This is a genomic window from Acidovorax sp. FG27 (assembly GCF_040365715.1).
In the GTDB taxonomy this organism is placed as follows: domain Bacteria; phylum Pseudomonadota; class Gammaproteobacteria; order Burkholderiales; family Burkholderiaceae_C; genus Paracidovorax.
The window spans coordinates 59,737-82,300 of record NZ_BAABVY010000009.1 but is presented as its reverse complement, the minus strand read 5'-3'; the positions used below and the strand labels follow the sequence as shown (position 1 = coordinate 82,300).

The 22,564-nt window shown below is 62.4% G+C and carries 19 protein-coding genes and 1 pseudogene; 7 read left to right on the top strand and 13 right to left on the bottom strand.

The genetic code is table 11. The annotated features are described in order from the left end of the window. Positions 1-71 precede the first annotated feature (71 nt). A complete protein-coding gene (locus ABWV53_RS07325; RefSeq protein WP_353364439.1) occupies positions 72-1,577 on the top strand; it encodes a methyl-accepting chemotaxis protein in 1,506 nt (501 codons plus the stop codon). Positions 1,578-1,610: 33 nt separating this feature from the next. Here ABWV53_RS07325 and rsxB read toward each other — a convergent pair whose 3' ends face one another. From rsxB to ABWV53_RS07310, 3 genes are all read right to left on the bottom strand, one after another. Beyond that, the gene (rsxB, locus tag ABWV53_RS07320; protein ID WP_353364437.1) at positions 1,611-2,312 is read right to left on the bottom strand and encodes an electron transport complex subunit RsxB; all 702 of its coding nucleotides are present in this window, start codon (positions 2,310-2,312) and stop codon (positions 1,611-1,613) included. After that, entirely contained in the window at positions 2,312-3,712 is a 1,401-nt protein-coding gene (locus ABWV53_RS07315) for a polyhydroxyalkanoate depolymerase (RefSeq protein WP_353364435.1), read from the bottom strand. The genes rsxB and ABWV53_RS07315 overlap by 1 nt, the downstream gene beginning before the upstream one ends. A gap of 148 nt (positions 3,713-3,860) precedes the next feature. Further along, positions 3,861-4,988 (bottom strand): GTP pyrophosphokinase, encoded by a 1,128-nt coding sequence (locus ABWV53_RS07310; RefSeq protein WP_353364433.1) that lies wholly within the window; start codon positions 4,986-4,988, stop codon positions 3,861-3,863. 173 nt (positions 4,989-5,161) lie between these two features. On the opposite strand from ABWV53_RS07310, the gene ABWV53_RS07305 reads away from it, so the two are divergent. Then, the gene (locus ABWV53_RS07305) at positions 5,162-7,987 is read left to right on the top strand and encodes a bifunctional diguanylate cyclase/phosphodiesterase (protein WP_353364431.1); all 2,826 of its coding nucleotides are present in this window, start codon (positions 5,162-5,164) and stop codon (positions 7,985-7,987) included. 39 nt (positions 7,988-8,026) lie between these two features. On the opposite strand, the gene dusA is transcribed toward ABWV53_RS07305, so the two are convergent. Further along, positions 8,027-9,109: a tRNA dihydrouridine(20/20a) synthase DusA gene (gene dusA, locus ABWV53_RS07300; protein ID WP_353364429.1), complete on the bottom strand. Its 1,083-nt coding sequence runs from the start codon at positions 9,107-9,109 to the stop codon at positions 8,027-8,029. A gap of 676 nt (positions 9,110-9,785) precedes the next feature. On the opposite strand from dusA, the pseudogene ABWV53_RS07295 reads away from it, so the two are divergent. Together ABWV53_RS07295 and ABWV53_RS07290 are read left to right on the top strand one after the other, a co-directional pair. Further along, positions 9,786-9,890 (top strand): annotated as a pseudogene (locus tag ABWV53_RS07295) (DNA adenine methylase); the annotation flags it as partial. 208 nt (positions 9,891-10,098) lie between these two features. Next, positions 10,099-10,413 carry a hypothetical protein gene (locus ABWV53_RS07290; RefSeq protein ID WP_353364427.1) on the top strand — a complete coding sequence of 105 codons (315 nt, stop codon included), beginning with the start codon at positions 10,099-10,101 and terminating at the stop codon, positions 10,411-10,413. Positions 10,414-10,468: 55 nt separating this feature from the next. On the opposite strand, the gene ABWV53_RS07285 is transcribed toward ABWV53_RS07290, so the two are convergent. The 5 genes from ABWV53_RS07285 to ABWV53_RS07270 form a co-directional block, all read right to left on the bottom strand. After that, entirely contained in the window at positions 10,469-11,257 is a 789-nt protein-coding gene (locus ABWV53_RS07285) for a DUF4113 domain-containing protein (RefSeq protein WP_353364425.1), read from the bottom strand. 34 nt (positions 11,258-11,291) lie between these two features. Further along, complete coding sequence (locus ABWV53_RS07280) at positions 11,292-11,825, bottom strand: hypothetical protein (RefSeq protein ID WP_353364423.1); 534 nt, start codon at positions 11,823-11,825, stop codon at positions 11,292-11,294. Then, positions 11,815-12,528: a hypothetical protein gene (locus tag ABWV53_RS07275; RefSeq protein ID WP_353364421.1), complete on the bottom strand. Its 714-nt coding sequence runs from the start codon at positions 12,526-12,528 to the stop codon at positions 11,815-11,817. Before ABWV53_RS07275 ends, ABWV53_RS07280 begins: the two co-directional genes overlap by 11 nt. Positions 12,529-12,656: 128 nt before the next feature. Next, positions 12,657-13,004 (bottom strand): 4-fold beta flower protein, encoded by a 348-nt coding sequence (locus tag ABWV53_RS20285; RefSeq protein WP_502903883.1) that lies wholly within the window; start codon positions 13,002-13,004, stop codon positions 12,657-12,659. A 124-nt stretch (positions 13,005-13,128) separates the two neighbouring features. Further along, positions 13,129-13,743 carry a hypothetical protein gene (locus ABWV53_RS07270; protein ID WP_353364419.1) on the bottom strand — a complete coding sequence of 205 codons (615 nt, stop codon included), beginning with the start codon at positions 13,741-13,743 and terminating at the stop codon, positions 13,129-13,131. Positions 13,744-14,070: 327 nt separating this feature from the next. Here ABWV53_RS07270 and ABWV53_RS07265 point away from each other — a divergent pair, with 327 nt between their 5' ends. Both ABWV53_RS07265 and ABWV53_RS07260 read left to right on the top strand, forming a co-directional pair. Further along, positions 14,071-14,226: a phage integrase N-terminal SAM-like domain-containing protein gene (locus ABWV53_RS07265; RefSeq protein WP_353364417.1), complete on the top strand. Its 156-nt coding sequence runs from the start codon at positions 14,071-14,073 to the stop codon at positions 14,224-14,226. 165 nt (positions 14,227-14,391) lie between these two features. Next, positions 14,392-14,772: a site-specific integrase gene (locus tag ABWV53_RS07260; protein ID WP_353364415.1), complete on the top strand. Its 381-nt coding sequence runs from the start codon at positions 14,392-14,394 to the stop codon at positions 14,770-14,772. 439 nt (positions 14,773-15,211) lie between these two features. Here the strand turns inward: ABWV53_RS07260 and ABWV53_RS07255 are convergent, their stop codons facing one another. Together ABWV53_RS07255 and ABWV53_RS07250 are read right to left on the bottom strand one after the other, a co-directional pair. Beyond that, on the bottom strand, positions 15,212-16,375 hold the full coding sequence (locus tag ABWV53_RS07255) for a hypothetical protein (protein WP_353364413.1): 1,164 nt from the start codon (positions 16,373-16,375) through the stop codon (positions 15,212-15,214). Between the two features lie 983 nt (positions 16,376-17,358). Then, positions 17,359-19,194 (bottom strand): putative bifunctional diguanylate cyclase/phosphodiesterase, encoded by a 1,836-nt coding sequence (locus ABWV53_RS07250; protein WP_353364411.1) that lies wholly within the window; start codon positions 19,192-19,194, stop codon positions 17,359-17,361. A gap of 238 nt (positions 19,195-19,432) precedes the next feature. Between ABWV53_RS07250 and ABWV53_RS07245 the strand changes: the two genes are divergently transcribed. Continuing rightward, positions 19,433-21,022 carry a methyl-accepting chemotaxis protein gene (locus ABWV53_RS07245; RefSeq protein ID WP_353364409.1) on the top strand — a complete coding sequence of 530 codons (1,590 nt, stop codon included), beginning with the start codon at positions 19,433-19,435 and terminating at the stop codon, positions 21,020-21,022. Positions 21,023-21,523: 501 nt separating this feature from the next. On the opposite strand, the gene ABWV53_RS07240 is transcribed toward ABWV53_RS07245, so the two are convergent. Beyond that, positions 21,524-21,736: a hypothetical protein gene (locus ABWV53_RS07240; protein ID WP_353364407.1), complete on the bottom strand. Its 213-nt coding sequence runs from the start codon at positions 21,734-21,736 to the stop codon at positions 21,524-21,526. A gap of 132 nt (positions 21,737-21,868) precedes the next feature. Further along, on the bottom strand, positions 21,869-22,504 hold the full coding sequence (locus ABWV53_RS07235) for a GntR family transcriptional regulator (protein WP_353364405.1): 636 nt from the start codon (positions 22,502-22,504) through the stop codon (positions 21,869-21,871). Positions 22,505-22,564: the final 60 nt, after the last annotated feature.

Genomic DNA, 22,564 nt, shown 5'->3' with positions numbered 1-22,564 from the left:
GCGGGTTGCTGTTACATAAGGATGCATATCAGCCGCCCATCCGGGCGGCCGCTTCAGGGAGGGCCGATCGCATGTCCGATTCCATTTTCCTGCGTCCGGGTGTGCGGCTGCTGCGCCGTTTCGGGCTGGGCGCGAAGATCGGCACGCTCGTGCTGGCGTCGGTGGTGGCGCTGGCGGCCGTGGCGGCCTGCCAGCCGCAGGGCCTGGCGGCCGCCGCAGCGATGGCGGTGCTGGGCGGCGCACTGGTCGGCTATTTCGCCTGGTGCCTGCAATCGCTGTGGTCGGCCGATCTGAAGCGGCTCCTGCAGGTGACGGAACGCGCCGCGGCCGGCGATCTGCGGGTGGCGGCGGGTCTTGCGGGCCATGACGAGCTGGCGCAGCTCAGCGTGCAGCTCGACCGCATGGTGCTGGCGCTTTCGTCGATGGTGGCGGACATCCGCAGCAACGCGGCGCTGGTGGCCCATGCGGGCGAGAGCCTGGCTGCGGACAACCGTGCGCTGGCCGAGCGCACCGAGCAGCAGGCGGCCAACCTGGAGGAAACCGCCGCCAGCGTCGAGCAGCTGGCCGCGGCCGTCAACAGCAATGCGCAGACGGCGGTGGTGGCGGACGGCCGGGCGAGCCAGGTGCGCGATGCGGCCGACGGGGGCGCCGCGGCGATGGCCCAGGCGGTCGAGTCGGTGCAGGCCATCCAGCAGGGGGCGCGGCGCATGAACGAGATCATCGGGGTGATCGACGGCATCGCCTTCCAGACAAACATCCTCGCGCTGAATGCGGCCGTCGAGGCCGCACGCGCGGGCGACCAGGGGCGCGGCTTCGCCGTGGTGGCGTCGGAAGTGCGCAGCTTGGCCGGGCGGTCGGCCGAGGCGGCCCGGGAGATCCGGGCACTCATCGGCGAGTCGGTGCGGCAGGTGGAGGCCAGCGCAGGGCTGATCCGGCATGCGGGGGAAAGCATCGCCGGGGTGACCGGCGGCATCCGCGACGTGGCTTCCAGCGTGACGGAAATCTCCCACTCCGGCGCGGAGCAGAGCGTGGGGCTCAAGGAAATCAGCGCGGCGGTGCAGCAGCTCGACCAGATCACCCAGCGCAACGCGCAGATGGTCGGCCTGTCGGTGCGCCAGGCCGAGGCGCTGGAGGCGCGGGCGGCCACGCTGTCCCGCGCGGTGCTGAGCTTCCAGCTGCAGCAGGGCACGGCGCAGGAGGCCATGGCGCTGGTCGCCCGTGCCTGCGCGCTGCGCCGGGGCACCTCGCTGGACGGGCTGCTGAGAGCCATTACCGACCCGTCCCAGCCGTTCCACGACCGGGACATGTATGTCTTCGCCCTGGACGCGCAGGGCACCTACCGTGCCTTCGGCGGCAACCCGGCCAAGGTGGGCACGCGGGTGCAGGACATCCCAGGCATCGCCGGCGGCCGGCTCGTGCGCGACATCGTCGAGCAGGCCGAGCGCGGGCCGGGTTGGGTGGAATACGACATCACTCACCCGGCGACGGGGCAGGTGCAGACCAAGATGTCGTTCGTGCAGCGGGTGGACGACCTGTACCTGGGCTGCGGCGTGTACAAGTCGCTGGCGGCGCGCTAGCAGGCACCCCGCCCAGCCGCAGCCACGGCGCTGTCAGTCCGGGCCGAGGGCTGCGCGTTTTTGCCGGGCCCGCGCCAGTGCGGCGGCGATGACCGCCTGGCGGGCTTGCTGCGGGTCGGGCGCGTCTTTTGCGGTTTGCGCTGGCAGCGCCACGTCGCCCACTGGTTGTGCCGGTCCGGGCGCGGACTCCTCCAAGCGGCGCTCGTCACGCCGGCGCCGGGCCTGCCTCGCGGCGTAGCGCAGGCGGGCGTGATGCGCCTGCGACGCGGACCATGCCGCCCAGCCGGTGCGGTGGCCGCTGTCATTGACCAGCTCGATGCAGTCCACCGGGCAGGCCGGAATGCACAGTTCGCACCCCGTGCAGTGGGCCGGGATCACGGTGTGCATGCGCTTGTTGGCGCCGATGATGGCGTCGGTCGGGCAGGCGTCCAGGCACAGGGTGCAGCCGATGCACCAGGCCTCGTCGATCACCGCCAGGGCCCTGGGGCCTTCGTGGCCATGCTCCGCGCTCAGAGGCTGTACGGGCTGGCCGGTGAGCGCGGCCAGTCGGGCCACGCCCTCGGCGCCGCCGGGAGGGCACTGATTGATGGCGGCGCGGCCCGAGGCGACCGCCAGCGCGTAGGCCGAGCAGTCCGGCTCGCCGCAACGGGTGCACTGGGTCTGGGGCAGGGCCGCATCGATCCGGGCCACCAGCCGCGCCACGGCGGCGCCGACGCCCGTTGCCGTGCGGTCCATCAGGCCTTGCGGGTGCTGCGCCGCCGCTGGCGTGGGGCGGGCGCGGCGGTGGCGGCCGGCTGCGCCGCGTCTTCGGACACCGCCATCACCGCCGATGCGGCGCCGCTGTGCGCCGGGGCCGGCTTGGCCGCCGGTGCCGGCTGGTGCGCGAGGAAGAACTTGCGCACCTGCGGGTAGACCAGGTCGCGCCAGCGGCGGCCGCTGAAGATGCCGTAATGCCCTGCGCCCTTGACCTCGTAGTGCATACGATCGGTGTCCGCGATGCCGGAGCACAGCTCGTGCGCCGCCTGGGTCTGGCCCGAGCCGGAGATATCGTCCAGCTCGCCCTCCACGGTCATGAGGGCCGTGCCGGTGATGTCCTGGGGGCGCACGCGCTCGGGCGTGCCTTCCGGGGAACGCACGTCCCAGGTGCCGTGCACCAGGCTGTAGTCCTGGAACACGGTCTTGATGGTTTCGAGGTAGTAGTCCGCGTCCATGTCGAGCACGGCGTTGTACTCGTCGTAGAACTTGCGGTGCACCTCGGCGCTGGCGTCGTCGCCCTTGACCAGGTCCTTGAAGTAATCCCAGTGGCTCTTGGCATGGCGGTCGGGGTTCATCGCCACGAAGCCGGTGTGCTGCAGGAACCCGGGGTACACCCGGCGGCCGGCGCCGGGGAAGTTGTCCGGCACGCGGTAGATCACGTTGTTCTCGAACCACTCGAAGCTGCGCTGGGTGGCGAGGTTGTTCACGGCGGTGGGCGACTTGCGGGCGTCGATCGGGCCGCCCATCATCACCATCGACAGCGGCGTCTGCTCGCCCCGGCTGGCCATCAGCGAAACCGCCGCCAGCACGGGCACGGTGGGCTGGCACACGCTCATCACGTGGCAGTTGCCATGCAACTCGTTCAGGTGCCGGATGAAGTCCTGCACATAGTTGACGTAGTCGTCCAGATGGAAGGCGCCGTCCGCCAGCGGCACGAGCCGGGCGTTCTTCCAGTCGGTGACGTAGACCTTGTGGCCCTGCAGCAGCGTGCGCACGGTGTCGCGCAGCAGCGTGGCGTAGTGCCCCGAGAGCGGTGCCACGACCAGCACCACAGGCTGGTCCTTGGTCTTGGTGAGCGTCGCCAGGTCGTCCGAGAAGCGCTTGAAGCGGCGCAACTCGCAAAATGGCTTATCCAGCACCACGCGTTCGTCGATGGCGACCGGCACGCCGTCCACGTCGACCGAGCGGATGTTGAATTCGGGCTTCTCGTAGTCCTTGCCCAGGCGGTAGAGCAGGTCATACCCGGCCGAAAGCCGCTGCGCGTAGACGGTCTGGCTGAAAGGGGACGCCGGATTGGTCAGGAATTTGGCCGCCGTCTGCGCCATCTCGGCGAAGGGCTCCATCAGGGAGCGCTGGGTTTCGTAAAGGTTGTACAGCATGGGGACGCCCGTTCACTTTTGTTGCAGTGCAATATAGCAGCAGAGCTCTCCAGGCGCATGACGTGGAACTACCGATGGAGAGTCGCGCGGGCGACATATTCGGCCGTCTCGGCACGCCGCAGGGCGGGTCGGAATTTGAACAATCGTGTCAGTTGGGCTGCACCGGGTCCGCGGCCGCGGGGGCTGCGGGCGGCAGCGCGACCGCTGCGGGGTTGGCCTGCAGCCAGGCTTCGAAGGCCTCTCGCGAACTGTTGCGCAGCGCCCGGCGGAAAGTGACGCGGTCACCCAGGTAGAGACAGTGCCGGATCACCGTGTAGGGGTTGAAACTGCCCTCCGGATGCAGGTCTTCGTAGTGCTGCTTGTAGCGTTTGACCGTGCCGATGGTGGCGCGTAGAAGTGTGTTCAGGCGCGAGCGATTGAGCTCCGGCGACCAGGCCCGCATGTCTTCGACGAACAGATCGACCTTGTGGGGCTCGAATTCCGTTCCCTTGAAGAAGTGGTTGGCGATCTTGAGAAAGGTGAACGCATTGAGCTCGCTGCCCTGGCCAGGAGCCTTTCCGGCGCGGGCCGGGCCGCCTTCGGACACGCTCTCGGCCTCTTCCGGCTCGTCGGGGGTGCGGCGCAGTTCGGCCTCGGTGGCGTCGCGGATCTGGCGGAACTCGCGGTCGGCCAGCTCGAACAGGGCCGACAGTACGTTGATGCGGCGCTTCAAGTCGCCAGGAATCGACTTCTTGTACTTGATCTGGTGGTCCAGCACGCTCCAGGAGTCCTGGATGATGGTGCGCACCTGCAATTCGAAGGTCTGGTGGGCATAGGCGGCCAGCTCGGGCAAGGCGGCCTGCGCGGCGTTCAGCCGCAGGTCCAGGTGCAGGCCCTTGTAGCCGAAGGAGGCCTCGGTGCTTTCCACGGCGGTGACCTTGTCGGTCACGTCGATCACGTCGAAGTGGGACCGCACGATGTGGGCCACCTTCTCCAGCTCGTCTTCGTAGAGGCACACCACCCGCACGCCGACGATGTCAGTCAGGTAGTGCTGGATCTCGAACGGCTCATTGGCCTCCTCGAGGGCCGCACGGTACTTGCGGGAAAACTTGCGAATGCACTCGTCGCGGTCCTTCACCCGGCCCTCGACCTTAGAGATGTCGATGCTCGGGTCCTTCGAGAGGATCGATTGCAGCAGCGCCACGTAGAACGCGCAGGCATGCTCCAGCACCGGGCGCTCACGGGCGTAGTACTGGTGAAAAGCGGCTTCTTCGCGGGTCAGGTGGGGCAACGGCATGGAACGCGGCGGAGGGTCGGTGATGGGTGGCGAGGCTAGGCGCCCGCACCGCCCGGGATGTTAGATCAAAGCCTTGGACCTCTGCCGTCGGCGGGCCGTAGGAGCCTGCTCGCGCTGCTGTAGGAACCTGCCTTCAGGGCCCCTGTCGCCACCCGTGCGAGGCTTGTCGGCACATGAATTCAGTTTCCAGTCCACCCGCCCGCTTTCTGCAGCGTGGGCGGTGGCATGCACGCCTGTTCATCGCCCCGGTGCTGGTGGTGGTGCTGCTCGGCTTCAACTACGTCTATTGGCGGCAGGAGCAGCGTGCCCTGGACATCCGCCGCACGCAGTCGTTCGAGCGCGTGGTGGACCGCACCCTGACGACCCTGTCGGACCGCATGGATGCCTACGAGATGGTGCTGCGGGGGGTGAAAGGGTTTTTCGACGCTTCGGACCGCATCAGCCATGCGGAGTTCCGGGCGTATGTCGAGGCGCTCCAGTTGCGCGACACCCGGCCCGGCCTGCAGGGCCTGGCGCTGTTGGAGCGACCCCACGCGCCCGGGGCCGACGCAGCGATGCCCCCGCACGAATCGCCGTGGGGACCGGAGCGTGACAGCGGCGTCGTGCCCGCCGACGCTGCAGATGGCTTGCCGGCGTCCTGGGTCGACACCCAGGTCCCGGTGACGCACCACCAGCCGCTGACGGCGGGCAACCTGGAGCTGCTGGGCCTGGACGCCGCGACCCGGCCGGCCACGCGCGAGGCGATGCTCCGCGCCCGCGACACTGGCCAGCTGGCGCTGACGGGCCCCATCCCCGACCCGGCGGACGGCTCGGCGAGCCTGGCGATGTACCTGCCGCTTTACCAGCCGGGCGCCGACGCCGACCCCGCCAGCGTGGCCGACCGGCGCTCGCAGATCCACGGCTGGGTGGCGGCGCCATTCCGGGCCGCCGACATCGTGGGCGGCTTGAGGGATCAGCTGGACCCGGACGTGGCCATCGTCATCATGGACGGCCCTTCGCTGGTCGGCGGCACGCTGGTGTACCGCAGCGATAGCGCCGACCCAGGGCGCGCCGCGGCGGGGCCTGCCGCGCTCTCCACCGCCATCCGTGCCCTGAACGTGGGCGGGCGCCGCTGGACGGTCGAGCTCGAGTCACTGCCTGCGTTCGACCGCCGGTTCGACCGTGGCAACCACCACAACATCGCACTGCTGGGGGCGTTGCTCAGCCTGCTGGCGGGGTGGTTCGTCAGCCGGCAGTCGAGTTCGCACGAGCAGGCCCTGGCGCTGGCGCGCAGCATGACCGGCGAGCTGCGCGCCACCCGGGACGCGCTGGAGAGCACGCTCAACGCCGTGCCCGACGTGCTGATCGAATTCGGACTGGACGGGCGGATCCACCATTACCGCTCGTCGCGCAACGACCTGCTCGCCGCGTCCGCACAGGCCTTCGCGGGGCGTGCCGTCGGCGACGTCCTGCCTCCAGCCGCAGCGGCGGCCTGCCTGGCCGCACTGCGCGAGGCGAACGCCCAGGGGTATTCCTCCGGGCGGCAGTACGCGCTGGAAACGCCCGAAGGCACCCGCTGGTTCGAGCTGTCGGTGGCACGCAAGCGGCAGGGCGGGCCGGCGACGGCCGGGCGCGGCGCGACAGGCGCCGAGGGCGCCCGGTTTATCGCCCTGTCGCGTGACGTGACCAGCCGCCATGAGACCGAGGCCGCCATGCACCGGCTCGCTTACTTCGATGCGCTCACCGGCCTACCCAACCGCCGCATGCTGCTGGAGGCGCTGCGGCAGGCGATGGCGGCTAGCACGCCCGCCGCCCCGGCGCCCTGCGTCGGCGGGCTGTTCTACATCGATCTGGACGACTTCAAGCAGATCAACGATGCCCGGGGGCACACGGTGGGCGACAGCCTGCTGGTGCAGGTGGGGGAACGGCTTACCGGCCTGGCGGGCGAGGGCCAGCTGGTGGCCCGCCTGGGCGGCGATGAATTCGTGCTGATGGCGCCGCGCCTCGGAGTGGACGAGGCGCGCGCCCGGGAGGCGGCGCACAGCCTCTCCCTGCGGCTGCGGGAGCGGCTGGACCAGCCCTACACCCTGGGCGGCACGCTCTACGGCAGCACCGGCAGCATCGGGGTGACGCTATTCCCCCGCGGCGGCGAGGGCGCCGAGGACCTGCTGCGCGAGGCCGACACCGCCATGTACCAGGCCAAGCGCCTGGGCCGCAATCGCGTGTGCTTCTTCGAGCCCGCGATGCATGCCGAGGCGCAGCAGCGGCTGGCGCTGGAGCAGGACCTGAAGCAGGCGGTGGCGGAGGAGGCGCTGGAGACCTACATCCAGCCGCAGGTCGACGCCAGCGGACAACCGGTCGGCGGCGAGCTGCTGCTGCGCTGGAACCACCCCCGGCACGGCATGGTGTCACCCGCCCGGTTCATTCCGCTGGCGGAGGACTCTGGCCTGATCCTGCGGATGGGCGAGCGGGTGATCCGGCAGGCCTGCGAGTCGCTGGCGGCGCTGCAGGCGCGCGGCCAGGCGCTGTCCATCTCGGTCAACGTCAGCCAGCGCCAGTTCCGGCAGGACGACTTCGTCGCGGGGGTACGCCGCGCGCTGGAGGCGACCGGCGCTCCGGGGTCGCTGCTGATCCTGGAAGTCACCGAAAGCCTGCTGGTGGAGAACTGGGAAGACGCCGTGCAGCGGATGACGGAGCTGGGCCGGCTGGGGGTGCGCTTCTCGATCGACGACTTCGGCACCGGATACTCCAGTCTCGCCTATCTGAAGAAACTGCCGCTCTACGAGCTGAAGATCGACAAAAGCTTCGTGCAGGATGCGCCCACCGACCCGAGCGACGCCGCGATCGTGCAGGCCATCCTGTCGATGGCGCGCCACCTGCGGCTGCACGTGGTGGCGGAAGGCGTGGAAACGCAGGAGCAGGCCGACTTCCTGCGCGCCCATGGCTGCTCCGGGCTGCAGGGCTACCTCTTCGGGCGGCCAGAGCCGCTGGGGGAGTGGCTGATCAGACAGTGTGCATGAACTCTGCGCGCCCGGGCAGGGCGGGGCTCTCATGCCGTCTCACGCCGCAGGCGTGAGCGCCATCGCCCTGTCCGCAGCGTCCGCCACGTCCGGGCGAAGGGGCGCGCGCATGGCCGCCGCGGCCAGTGCGGCCACTTCGCGTGCGGGCAAGGCCTTGAGGCGGTGATCGCTCCAGACCTGCCGCCAGCGGCGGGCTCCGGGCAACCCGTGGCGCAGCCCCAGCATGTGGCGGGCGATGGCATACCAATGCGTGCCGTGCTGCGCGGCCTCCCGTTCCATGTAGTCGACCATGCGGGCTTCCACCGCGTCGCGGGTGAGGTCGCCGCCGCCGGTATCGCCATGAAAGGCCGCGTCCCAGCCCGCCAGCCACCAGGGGTTGTGGTAGGCCTCGCGGCCCACCATCACCCCGTCGAGCACCGCCAGCTGCTCCAGCACGGCGGCATCGGTGGTGAAGCCGCCATTGATGGCGATGGTGAGCGTGGGAAAGTCCGCCTTCAGTTGCGCCACCACGCCGTAGCGCAGGGGCGGGATCTCCCGGTTCTCCTTGGGGCTCAGCCCTTTGAGCCAGGCGTTGCGCGCGTGCACGATGAACACGCGGCAACCTGCCTCGGCCACGGTGCCGATGAAATCACGCACGAAGCCGTAGTCCTCGCCCTTGTCGATGCCGATTCGGTGCTTCACCGTCACCGGCACATCGACCACGTCCACCATCGCCTTCACGCCGTCGGCCACCAGCTGCGGCTCGTTCATGAGGCACGCCCCGAAGGCGCCGCGCTGCACGCGTTCGCTGGGGCAGCCGCAGTTCAGGTTGATCTCGTCGTAGTCCCACCGCTCGCCCAGGCGCGCTGCCTGGGCCAGGTCGGCCGGCTCGCTGCCGCCCAGCTGCAGGGCGACGGGGTGCTCTTCGGCATTGAAGCGCAGATGCCGCTCCACGTCACCATGAATCAGCGCCCCGGTGGTCACCATCTCGGTGTAGAGCAGGGTGTGTCGCGTGAGCAGGCGGTGCAGGTAGCGGCAGTGCCGGTCGGTCCAGTCCATCATGGGCGCCACGGACATGCGCCAAGGGCTCAATTTGCCTGGATTTCCTTGTAGATCAGCAGGTTGCGCGCTGATTTCAGTCATTCTTAGATTCCCTAAAAAGCCCGATTCGGCCCCAAATTCAATGGTTTTCGGCGCCGCGCTGCTACAGTAGTTGCTACAAAAATCTCGTGTAGCAAATTGCCATGGGCACTATCTCTCAACGCCGGAAGCGCGACGGCTCGCTCTCGTACACGGCTCAGATCCGCATCGTGCGTGATGGTGCCGTGCTGCACAGTGAGGCTCAAACATATAGCCGGAAAGCGCTTGCCAGCGAATGGATGCGTCGGCGCGAGGTGGAGCTGGAGCAGGCGATGGCCAGCGGCCGACCCTTGGTCAAGGGTGTGTCGGTTGACGAATTGATCGGGGATTATGTCAGCGCGTCCGAGGGCATGCAGCCCTGGGGGCGTAGCAAGACAGCAGACATCGCCAAGCTGCGCACCACGGCTCTGGCTCAACTTGATGCGATGCGCTTGACTGTGCAGGACGTGGTCGACCACGTGGACAAGCGGCGCAAGAAGGACGGCGCTGGGCCCGCCACGATCCTCAATGACTTGGTCTGGCTGCGACAGGTTTTCATGAGGGCCGCTGCGGTACGCAATTTGCGCGAACCGCTTGAGGTGCTCGACCGGGCGCGAGGGGAGCTGCTTCGATCACGCGCCGTGTCCAAGGCGGGCCAGCGCACACGTCGACTGTCAGCGGAGGAGGAGGCGAAGCTGTGGTGCCCATCACGTACCAAGTCGCAGGGGGCGGGAAGGGCGTGGAGCGGAGCGAGCTGGTGATCTATAGCTGGGACCGCGAGGCCGAGCCGGCGGGCCTGTTCTGAGAGGTTGAGTCAAGCCGCGGGAGTGTCCGACGGCGCCGTCGGGCACTCCCGAGCCGCTTGGAGATGTGGCGCACCAGAGCGTCAATGAAGCCATGCCGAACGCAACACATACCCACCCTCAATACGACGCGAACGACCACGCGTACCTTGCCGCCAAGGGCTGGACCGATCAGCAAATCTTGGCCCGCTGGGACCAAGAGGCGAGCGCTTGCAACGGCCCCTGCCGCTGGACCGCACCTCAGGCCGCATCGAAATTTCGGGCAACCATCAGGAGCGCAACATGAGCAGCACAGCAGAAAAAATCGCGGACAATCTCTCGGGCTACGTTCGCAACAACCCCGCCGGCAAAGAGCTGATCGAAACCTACCCGGACTGGGCTCGCCTGGCCCAGAACGAGATGCACCGGCGGGCGGCCAAACTGCTGGAGGTGTTCGGCGCAGAAGAGTTGCAAGCGATTGCCTCCGGCCGGGCGAGCCTCCCGTACATCGTCATCAACCTTCCCGATGAGCAGCGGTGTTTGTGACAGCTGAGCGGCGCGGGCGCCGCGCTAGCGGTTGGGTTGACGGAGTTGCAACCCACTACGCCCTAACCAGCGGCAGCTCGTCCCACCTGGTCGTGTACCTCGGCGTCCGTCGCTCCTGCCGCATTACCCACTCGCGCCGACTATCTGCGATGCCGGTCGCGCCGACGTGCAGGGTGCCCTTCCCGTACCGACCGTTGATCGCGTTGAGCGCAGACATCAGCCGCGACTTGTCCTGTCCGAATTCTTCTTCCAGCGGTAACTCGCACTGATGCACAGTTTCAGGCTGCAGGTCGAGCAGCATCACGCCAGCCTTGATGAGGTCGTATCCGGGTTCATATATGCGCCGGATGCCAGCGATGGCAGCACCCACCAACTGACCCGTGTCTGCGGTCGGCCGGCGCAGTGGCACTATGAAGGAGCGGGCGTACCGCGGCCCAGCGCGATGGGGTGATGTGTGCGCAAAGACAAGCAACTGGCCGGCTAGGCTCTGATCCTCGCGCAGCTTTTCCGCCGCGCGCGTGGCGTATTTGCTTACGGCTTCAATCAGTGGTGACAGATCGGTAATGGGCCGGCCGAACGACTGAGTGCAGGCAATCTGCTGCTTGCGTGGGGGCACGTCTTCCAACTGCACACACGACATGCCTTGCAGCTCTCGCACCGTTCTCTCCAGCACCACATTCCAGCGGCGCCGCACCATCGCCGGGTCGAGCCGGGTGAGATCCAACACCGTCGTCACGCCGGCATCAATCAGCTGGGCGCCGATGCGCCGGCCTACGCCCCACACCTCCGTCACAGCTGTGGCTCGCAGCACGTCATCCAGATCCTGGGCGGGCAGGGCGGCCAAATTGCACACCTGAGCCAGCTCGACCGGGTAGCTGCTAGGCTTGCGCTCGGCAGTCTTGGCGACATGATTCGCTAACTTGGCGAGGGTCTTGGTCTGCCCAATTCCAATCCCGCACGGGATGCCAGTCCATTGCAGGATGCGGCTCCGCTAGGCCAGGGAAATTTTGCGATACGAACGAAACCACGAACTCGTTCGGGCATGCCGAATTTCCTAGCTGCTTCTCATGCTCAAAGTACACCTCCCAGAAAAACCGAATATTTTCGGAAACCGTCGGCATAAAGTCCATTTGTTCTTCCACGATCTGCCGCCAAGTGCCATTCGAATTAAAGATCTTTTGGAGTTTGGTCTCCATATTCTTCAGCATGTCTTGTTGTTCGATATCCAACTTAGAAATAGCGTCAAGCACATAGCAGTCCAATAGACGAAGAAATGGCCGACCCGCGTATCGTTCGGGACTGATGGGACCGTGGAAATCGAAAGTCATCACTTCCGCTTCATAACGTTTGACATGAGAGGCGCTGACCGGTTTGCCGGGCAGCGTCCTCTCGATGGAAGGGTTAGGCTGCACTTTCGCGCTCCGCTTGGCGAAAGAAATCAATGGTTGTGCCCTCCGTTCCGCCCACTTCCGCCAGAAGGATTCCAAGGCCCAGATATCGGTGAGAGTAGTACCGCAGGACTGGAGAGTTTTGTCCAACCAGATGGGCATAAAGAGGCACGAAGTGCGCCAAGTCGTCAGCTGCCATACGAAGTCGATTGTGTAGCGCTTCGATGATCGTTCCCCCGGTGCGAGCGTTTCTGACGTACTCGTCGTAGGGTCCGATACGGGTGGATGCGTGGCGAAGCCTCCATCCCTCATGAACGACATGCGTGAGTTGAAGCGTTGGGACCGATCCAGGGCCTGATACGACCTCGTCAAATATTGTGTCTAGTGCTTCGCACAGCGAACGAAGGATTGCAACGAGTTCCTCGCGATTTGCCTGCTCCTGCAGAGCTTTAATCTGAGACTGAGTTGCTGAGGCGGCGTTGCGGAATTCATCCTTGGCAACATCCAATTGCTGCGACTGGATGTGAAGATTGAATAAAACAGCCAAGAACGCGAGAAGCGCGAAGAGGGGATTCAGAAATCCGCCGAAGAAGTCTCCAAACTGCCCCCACACTTCTTGCGACCTAGACCACTGTGCGCCAAACGTGCCTATGTATACCACAACTGGAACCGCGAGTAGGCAGACCGCTACAAGCGCGAAGGTGAGAAGACGGGTACGGGATTGCATAAAGGTTTGTGCAGCCTAACGCCTGCGGTAATCCGCGCCGGAGCACGAAGTGAGAAGGGCACCTTCAAGCGGAGCTTGTAGGCGTCGGCTTGACCAACCAGTTAGGCCAGTTTGGCAGTTGCGCACGCTCAGGCACCCTCAATGTAGGTGCTCGGTTCATTTGAAGACCAACCAGAAAAGCCTGGGCGGCCAGACATTCCAGCGAGGCCGGGCCTACCCGGACGGCCTGCGAGCCCCGGCATCCCTGGAGCTCCTGGAAGTCCCGGACGGGCGGGTGTTGGGCCAGTCGCAGAACTAGTGAAAGCAAGTGCTGAGTTCCGCTCGTCATAAATGACTCCTGAATCATACCAACCGATATGGGAGCCGGATCGGGAAAACAATCCTCCTCCGCTGATCCACCCGATTGCGGCTCCTCGAACATTGCGGATGCAATCATCGTCAAGAATGAGGCATACCTTTGCTCTCTTGTCATACATCCACTCGGCCATATGAATCCCTTTCCTGTATTAAATTCTCTGTAGTGGGCGCAGCGTGCTTTGGGCCTAACGTTGAAGTTCAGCGGCCCCCCCGGAGGTGGTTCGCTGCAGTGAATGGTTAGGCCTACGCGTCAAGATTGTTGATAACAAGTTCTCGCGCAAAGCTGATTGTTGCCTCGACATCAGAGCTATCGAATTCATCCCATTGCGCATGACTTGCTTTCGTTCGGACATGTGCGGACGCGCGGGCACGTTTGGCTTTTGCCTGAGTGAGAACTCCTTTGGAAGTAAGTTCCGATATCAGAAGGTCAAGTTTTACGTCTTTTTCCCCGATCATTTGCTTCTTGCAAATGCGACGCACTGTGTCTTCGAAAACTATGCCGGCAATCGCTCCCGCTTCATTTTTTCTTCCTTCGGATAGATAAGCGGCTGCATGATCCAAAAAATCATCGAATGTCTCGGCTAGTGCTTGATCCGCTATGGATGCGAGCGCGCCCGCGTCCGCGTCCCTAAGAAGGTTAAGTAGGATCGCGGCGAGAGTTCCAACCGCTTCATGAATCAAGTAGCCCCAATCCTGATTTGCAACGGCGTCGGCCCTTTTTCTATACGCGGAGTCACTTGATGGACAGATAATGTGCACGATGTTAAGAGCAGATGTAATCCAGCCTTGACACTGGGCTCGCCTGTGTTCACTGGCTGGTAGACCATATTCATTCGCGGGTGCGAGTGAGTAACTCATCCTGAATGAGACTCCATGTACGGTCGCGAATTCTTTGTTCGACAGACAACTTAGTTTCTCCGTAGGCTAAAGTAATGTAGACCGCGCCAAGCCGCAGGCCATATTTGGTGCTTGCGATCTAAATTGGCGCGAAAATAACGTGGGGATGGGCTTGTAGCCTAGCTTGACGGCGTACATGCTGTATGAAGTTGCAGTGCTAAATTCGGCCATGAGACCTGCCTCCTCTCCTGGGTTGCGCGCCACACGGTTGCTGGACCAAGCCGTGAACGAATTCGTTACAAACACTATAGCCTGCGCACCGAGCAAGCCTAAGTGCAATGGGTGCGCATGTTCGTGAAATGGCACAGCTTGCGGCATCCACGAGACATGGGGCAGCTGGAAATCGAAGCTCTTCTAGCCATGCTGGCTAACGAACGGCGGCTGGCGGCTGCCACACACAATCAAGCGTTAGTGCACTGCTATTCATCTACCGCGATGTGTTAGGCATGAACCTGCCATGGCTCGATGGCCTGCAGCGCCCGCGCACACCCGATTGCATTCCCTCGGTTTTGACGATAGCCGAGGTAGCTGCTCTGCTATCGGCGTTGCCGGCCGATATGGCCTTGCTGGGTCGAATGCTGTATGGCACGGGTATGCGGCTGCTTGCGCTTGCGGGTCAAGGACTTAGATTTTGACCGTGGGGTTGTCGTGGTACGCCAAGCCAAGGGCGACATGGATCGGGTTGTGATGCTGCCGCGCAGCCTGGCATCCGAGCTGCGTCAACAGGAGGTGGCTGCACGCGCGCAGTGGGAGCATGACCGGCAAGCGCAGTGCGGTGGCATGGACGTTCCGTATGCATTGGAGACCAAATACCCCGGCGTGGTGCAGCGCTGGGGATGGTTCCGGATGTTTCCTGCTTCATCCCTATCGGTGGCCCCGCGCACAGGTGTCTGGCGACGGCATCACGTCTGTGAGGAGCGATTGCAGCGCGCACTGAAGAAGGCTGTGGTAAAGGCGGGGAGCGATCCAAGCTACGCCCAGCTTTATTGATAGGGTAGTCAACTTAGTCTGGAAACTCTGGATCGGAGCACAGTTGGAGGAAACAGAAATTTGTCACACGTTCCAACAAGACTCTGGAAACAACGTAGGATTGATTAATTCGAGAGTTTTCGCAAAGAATTCTTATTGAGATAGCGTCCTCGATGACTGCCGAGTAGAGCGGAAAAATGCTTGCAACGCGGGTGTATGACTCTCATCGACGGCGCTTACGCTCTCCACAAGGCGCTTAATTTGAACATCTAGGAATTGAGCCAAGAGTTGCGAGTCAGCGTCGGTGCATACGGCTGTCATTTTTCTGCTTAAGGCCTATCGCCCTAGTTAACCGGCGCCGAAGCGCGAAAGGCGGAGGGTTACCACTAAAGGCCATGGAAATGCCGAAAACGTTGCCCGTAGTGGCGTCCGTGACGAGCGACCAGTTAGGCGTCAACCGTCAGCGAGCAAAGGCTGAGCGTATTTTGGCAATACCATTCTTGAGCTCGGAGCAGAGTTTTGCGAAGTCACTAGAGTATGAGCGATTCGATACTTGTGGTTCTAGTATTTTGTGATCAGCTTCAATACGAAGCTTTGCGACCTCTTTCAACGGGCCGTTCAAGGCATCAGGAACCCCAAGATTGGACTCAAGCAAGCCAAGAAGCTGCAAGCTGCTTAGCGGTCGCTTCGACTCGGCATGGACAAAGCGCTCTTGCGTGAGCCCAAACCGATCTCGTAGCAAGGCCTTTAACGCTGGCTGTGACAGCGCATCAGGTCCTACAACTTTGTACAGTTCGCTTGCACAGTCGCAGTACGACTTATATGTTTGCTCCACAGGCATTCGAAGATGGACGTTTTCTGTTCGAGTGAAAAGCGGCAAAGGATTTAGGTCCGAATTTGCGCCAACCACCTCAGTTAGAAGGTTGCGAATTGGATCAGAATACTCAACCCATGCACCCTCATATGTGCGATCAAGAAACCGTTGGAAGTTGTCGTCCGTTCTGTCGAGCGACGGGGCGCTGATTTCATGAGCATGCCAGTAGCGCTGCTCTGAAGCTCCCATATGCGCAAGATCTTTGTGAACTGCGCTTACGGCAATGCGTCCTGTGTTGAGCCGACACTTGCCGTACCTAACGTACAGATGTCGATCCTCACCTGCTTCGGAAGTTGTCGCGATGGACCCACCTGAGAGAGAGTCTTCAATTTCGTAAAACTCTGGGTGTTCATAATATCTGGAAAGCACCTCTTCGCTGAAGAATACCAAGCCGTACTGATGCGCGCCAAGGTGAAGCCTGACGACGTACTCAGGTAAATTTTGTCTCGAGAGTTTCGACCCATAAAAGGCATCGGCTAGGACTTGCTCGGAAGGGAAGAAGACGTGAGTCGTAATTGGGTTGGAAATGAAGCCCGCTTGAGGATTTTTCACGTCGAAAGATAGTTCGGTGAAATCTGCGTCACGATTCATCTTTCCATAACCCGCTTCGCACAAAAGCTCAACTTCTTTGCGGGCCGCTTCATTGGAAATACCAAATTTCCTAGCTAAATCGGAGGCAGTTATTCCGGCAGGATTATTAAACCACCTGGCGGCACACTCCGAAAGGATCGATTTTTGAATTTCATTCATGGTGTCTTTCGGCTGTGGGTGGTTTTAACCTAACGTGATATAGACCGCAAAACCTGCGGGATAAACTGGACCGTGCAGGAATTCTGGACACTGATTTCTCCGAGACGGCTTGCAGCATACGTTCGCAAGAGATGCCTGTTCAAATGGCAGGTTCCGAGCGGCGCTTTTGAACGATGGCGATGTCTATCAGATGCATGGAAACCTTCAACTATGCTTTGTCCTGAGCGGACTGAAGCAGCAAGACCTACTCGGGGCTGACGTATCGTTTTCCACTTGACCGCGATGCCCAGATTGAACTCGCCGTAGGTAAAGGTTTGAGTCATAGGACTTTTGTTTCGATGTCCGATTGTGGCCGGTTGACGGCATGCCAGAGGTTAAATGATGCGGGGGAGTTCTGGGGATTGCTTCGGACGAATTTGTACAAGACAGGTAGTAATCAGATGGAACAGACGACCTAATTTTGCTTTTAAATCAATGACTTGCGGAAGCGAATCAAACTACGAACCATCAGGTCTGGGGTCGTCTAGGACCGCCATGGTGAATACAGGCGGAACTGCAGTCTGAGGCACGGAGGAGTGCTGCCATGACCCAATTTAAGCGAGACGCCCGCGAGCGGGCGCATGGCCTCAGAGTCCGCGAGGCCCGCAAGCGCCAGTAGCATCTCGAGCGACCGTGCGAACAGCACGCATGCCGCCACGGGGACCGGCTTAGACACCCACCCGTGTCAAGCCTACGCGCAGACTGCTGTCATTTACATGGATCGCTGCCTGGCGGCGGATACCCCCTTCCTGCGAAGATGCTACGCGTTGATCTTGCTACTGATCTAAGCTGTTGCTCAGAAAGGACTAGTGGGGTCCAGCGGGCCCGTCCATCACCGAGGCGTGTACGTCCCGACATCAATGCTGAGCGCACCGATTGATTCCCTTCCCGCTGCCGGAGCACTATGCTGCCACGCCAGAAACGTGATCCGCAGCGAGGCTTCCCTAGCTGAGTGCTGCCTCTGCCATGTTAGGGAAGTACGGACCACGGGATGCTTGAAAGAAAGCAGGGATCGCATCCGCTTCCAGCGGCCGAGCAATATAGTACCCCTGCGCCGCGTCGCAACCGTGATGCTTGAGAAGGTCAAGGACTTCGGCAGTCTCTACTCCTTCACCAAGCATGCGTAAGCCTAAGGCATGGCCCATATCGATAAGTGATTTCACCAAAGTAAAAGCTCTAGCGTCGGTGGCAATCGGGGCAATCAGCGATCGATCGAGCTTCAACATCTGCACCGGAAGCGAGTGCAGGCACGACAGGTTGCTGTATCCCACTCCAAAGTCGTCGAGCGAGACACCTACGCCCATCGCGCGAACTGCTGCTAGCGTCGCTTCTGCCAGGTCAGTGGTCATCACGGTGTACTCTGTGCATTCGACGCTCAAGCTGCTAGGGTCGATTCCGTGAAGTTCGATTGCGTTGCGTAAATTTTTTAGGAATAAGGGATGCTCTAAATTTTTTGATGAGATGTTCACCGCGACCGTCAGCAGGATACCCTGCGATTTCCAGATCGCGACTTGTTCACAAGCGGTATGTAGCACCCAATCTGTGAAATCGTGGATGAGCGTCGTAGTCTCCAAGAGTTTTACAAACTCGCCTGGAGGAATGTCCCCCAATCGTGGGTGACGCCACCGTGCTAGTGCTTCCAAGCCTGAAATTCTGGCAGTGCTCAGTTCAATTTTCGGTTGGAAAACTAACCTGAACTCGCCCTCAGCAAGGCTTTTAGGAATAGCACGAAGTAAGCCGTACGCGCGGCGATGAGGTAGATCGAAGTCTGAGGAGTACCACACAGCTGGCGTGTCCCTCATCTGTGCTTGATGCAAAGCTATCGTAGCTTTACGCAGCAAGTCTTCAACATCAGAGTGAGTGTTGCTAAATTCGACCAGCCCAGCAAACACCTCCAATTGGATCGGAACGCCATCTGAAATGACAAACGGCTGTCGCAGCCTTGTGAGCAGCTCCTCAGGAAGGCTTGGTTGCATATCGCGGGCAGCAGTGTTAATGAGCACGGCAAACCGCGTGTCAGCTACGTGGTAGAGAAAGGTGTCTGCAGGTATTTCGTGCAAGATTGAAGTCGCGATTGCTCTCAAAGCGGCTTCGAGTGGCGGTATCCCGACTGCACGCACTGCCGCCTGCAGGTGAGTTGAGCTCATCACATCTAGAAGCAGGCAGGTTTGAGTGCTTCCGCTGTCGTCTATGCACGCTTGCGCAAGATCTTCAGAAAGCTGCGCGCGATTTGGAAGACGAGTGACCTCGTTCACGCGACCAGCCAGTTGGTGGAGATCAATCTGCGCCATCACCATTTCTGCGAGATCTTGAAGCAGGATGATTTCTTTCGCGCTCAGGGACCGTGGCTTACTGTCGATGATGCAGAGGCTGCCGAGAGCGTGACCAGTTGGAAGCAACAGGGGCGCGCCCGCGTAGAACCTGATATGCGGCGAGCCAGTCACGAGTTTGCTCCGCGAGAAGCGAGGATCTTTGTGAGCGTCTTCCACTACGAGGACGTCTGACGCCTCTATGGTACGCGTGCAAAAAGAGTCGCTGCGCTTCGTCTCTGCGGTGTCGAGGCCGACACTGGATTTGAACCACTGGCGGTTCTCGTCCACGATCGACACGGCGGCGATTGGAACGTCAAAGAGCGCCGCAGCCAGTCTCGTTAGCCGATCAAACGCTTCGCTAGCCTTGGTGTCCAAGAGCCCAGACGATCGAACAAAAAATAGTCGCTCCTGCTCATCTGTCGGAGAGCGGGAGAGGCATGCATCAAGACCGAGATCAGAACACTGCATTTGCTGTTCTTGCCGTAAAAAAGTGTAGCAATTCCGCTAGGGTAGCAGGATGCCTTGCGGAGGGTGGTCGCCGGGCTTTGACTTCATCAAGACATGCTTACTCCAGCTCCTACACGGTTTCCGTGGGCGGCGGGAATAGGAACGGCATATCCACACCATAAAGCAACCCAATCGAGTGGTCAGCTCTGGCTCAGGTTCTTCGTGATTCAATCGAGACACTTATTCTTACAAATTAACGATGAACTTGCAGAACCTGCGGATCGGCTCAAAGCTCGCACTGGCCTTCTCCGCTACTACCTTGCTTACGCTAGTGCTGGGGCTTGCCGCCTGGAACCAGATGCGCACCATTCAATCGGGCGCAGAAGATCTTGCTACCAACCGACTGCCCTCAGTGCAGGCTATCGGAAGCATCCGAGTCGCGGCCAACAGACTTCGTCGCACCGAAAGCGAAGTCGTTCTCCCAGCAGCTGACGACTCCACACCCCAACGGAAAGCGGAGCTGTTGAGGCGACTAGACCAACTGATTGCAGCGGAGGAGGTGTACCGACCACTCGTTGATCCTGGTACCGAGGAGCAGCTCTTTGGGGGGTACCGGAAGGCCCGTACTGCGTACACGCAGGTGCAGGCGCGCATGCTCGCCTTGCCTGCAGACGCGCGTGGCGAGGCTACGCGGATGTTCTTCGCCGAATCCGAGAGGGCTTTCGAAGACTTAGCGGGGATGTTGGGCGGCCTGTCCGATTTCAACCGCAAGGCTGCGGATGCCGCGGTTCAAGATGCTCGTGCTGTATACGCGCGCGCAGAGTGGACCTTGGCTGCGCTCGTCGCTGCAACTGTACTGGTCGCCTCCGCTTTGGCTTGGTGGATCACGCGCTTGATCACACGGCCCGTCACCCGTGCAGTTGAAGTGGCTCAAGGCGTGGCAAAAGGTGACCTCACTATGTCGATCGTCGCAAGTGGGCGTGACGAAGCGGCTCAGCTGTTGGGGGCGTTGGCAGAGATGCGCGACAGCCTTTCCAATGTCGTAGGCGGCGTCCGCGCGAACGCAGAGAGCGTCGCTACCGCAAGTTCGGAGATTGAGCAGGGCAACATCGACTTGTCATCCCGGACTGAGCAGCAGGCTTCGGCGCTCGAAGAAACGGCAGCGTCCATGGAAGAGCTGGGATCGACCGTCCGTCAGAATTCAGACAACGCCGGGAAGGCGAGTGCACTGGCGCAGGAGGCCGCTAAAGCAGCATCGCGAAGCGGTGAGGTTGTTAACACGATGGTAGCGACGATGCGATCGATTGAAGACTCTTCAAAAAAGATTGCGGACATCATCGGTCTGATCGATGGCATTGCGTTTCAGACCAATATCCTGGCGTTGAATGCAGCTGTCGAAGCTGCGCGTGCGGGCGAGCAGGGTCGAGGCTTCGCGGTGGTGGCAAGTGAAGTCCGTAGCTTGGCAGGGCGCTCTGCTGAGGCTGCGAAAGCCATCAAAAACTTGATCGCCACTAGTGTCAGCCGTGTCCAGGACGGCTCCCACCAAGCTGATCAAGCCGGCGCCTCGGTTCAATCCGCTCGTGAACTAATCGAGAAAGTCGCTGCCATTGCCTCCGAAATCAGCATCGCGACACGAGAGCAAAGTGACGGGGTGTCGCAAGTAGGCGAGGCTGTCGTGCAAATGGACCAGGCCACCCAACAGAATGCGGCGCTTGTCGAGGAAAGTGCAGCGGCGGCTTCAAGTTTGAAATCTCAGGCCCAGCAACTTGTGGCAGCGGTGTCGGTTTTTCGGCTTCCGAACACTGCTCATTTCGATGCCACTCATGGCGCCCGGAAGCTCCGAAGTTAGGGGTGAGTCGTGCGACGTAGCTACAGCCACTTGAAAGGGATGGATCAAGTGGTTGATTTGCAAAGGTTATTTGCCTTTGTAAGTCCAGTCCATCATGGGAGCGACGGACATGCGCCAGGGCTGGGGGTTCAGAGGGGGTGCCTGCTGGGCAAGCGGGTGCGCGGTGGATGGCGCCATGTCGATTAGTCCTGTGGTTCCTGATTGCGCCACATCCCGTCGACCCGATCCGCCACCAACCCGGTGCAAGCGGCATGGGGCAACCCGGCGCCGCGGCGAAGTAAACGGCGGCCGGGGGCGGATCGAAGTGGGTGACTACAGCATGCGGCCGCCTAGGCGATTCGCCATGGGCCGGGGGGGGGCGCTGATGGTGGATTATCTCAGCGCGGACGGAACGAGGACGGCCAAGGGCGAGGAAGCGCCGCAGATCTGCGCAACGGCGAGGCTGTGCGGCCGCCAAGCAGGTTGGCCCCAGAGCGATTCCCGCCCAGGGGCGGGCCCGGATCAGCCCTTGGGGTCTTCGCCCAGCACGTCGAGCACCGGCTTGTCCGACCATTGCTGCGCCGTATCCAGCGCGGGCGCTGGCGCGGCATCGCCAGAGGGCGTGCGCTCCTGCCCGGGCTGTTCGTCGGTGCCTACCGGAACGGCGGAAGGCGGGCGGGGCAGCCCTTCGGGTACGGGTTGCACGACGGGGTGGTCTTGGGGATCGCTGGCCATAGTGGACTCCTTTGGGATCAAAGGCGTCCATCACACCGCACGCCCGTATCGGCGGAGGTGGGCAAGAGCGCGAGGCGGGCGTAGGCGGAGCGCTCGGGGCGCTTCTGGCGCGGGGCGCCGGCCCGCTCCCGCTCAGGCCGCCGCTTCCAGTCCCTGTTCGAAATGCGCCCGCGTGGCCTCGACCGCCGCCCGCGGGTCGCGCCGGTGCAAGGCCTGCAGGATGAGTGCGTGTTCCTCCAGCGAATCGGCGATGCGACCCTGCTTGAGCAGCGAGTTGTGGCGGTGGAGCTTCATCACCTTGCGCAGGTCGGCCACCATCTGGTTGCGCCAGCGGTTGTCGGCCAGCTCCAGCAGGCGCATGTGAAAGCGCTCGTTGGTGGCGAAGAACCGGTCGCGGTCGCCGACGGCCGCCGCCAGGTCGGCGTGCAGGGCCTGCAGTTCCTGCAACTGCGCATCGGTGGCCCGGGCGGCGACCACACCTGCCGCATCGCTTTCCAGGAGGGCCAGCAGGTGGTAGACGTCCCGCAGGTCCTTGTCGGACACTTCGGTCACATAGGCGCCCCGGCGCAGCTTCATCGTGACCAGCCCTTCGGCGGCCAGCACCTTCAGGGCTTCGCGCAGCGGCGTGCGGCTGATGCCGAATTCCTCGGCGATCTTCAGCTCGTCGATCCAGCTGCCGGGTTCCAGCTCGCGGCGGAAGATGCGCTGGCGCAGTTGCTCCGCCACCTCTTCGTAGAGGGCGCGGGGCGAGAGCGTGAGCACGGACATGCGCGGAATGTACTTGAAAAAAACTATAAATTAATAATTACGGCGGCGTAGAATGCGGCG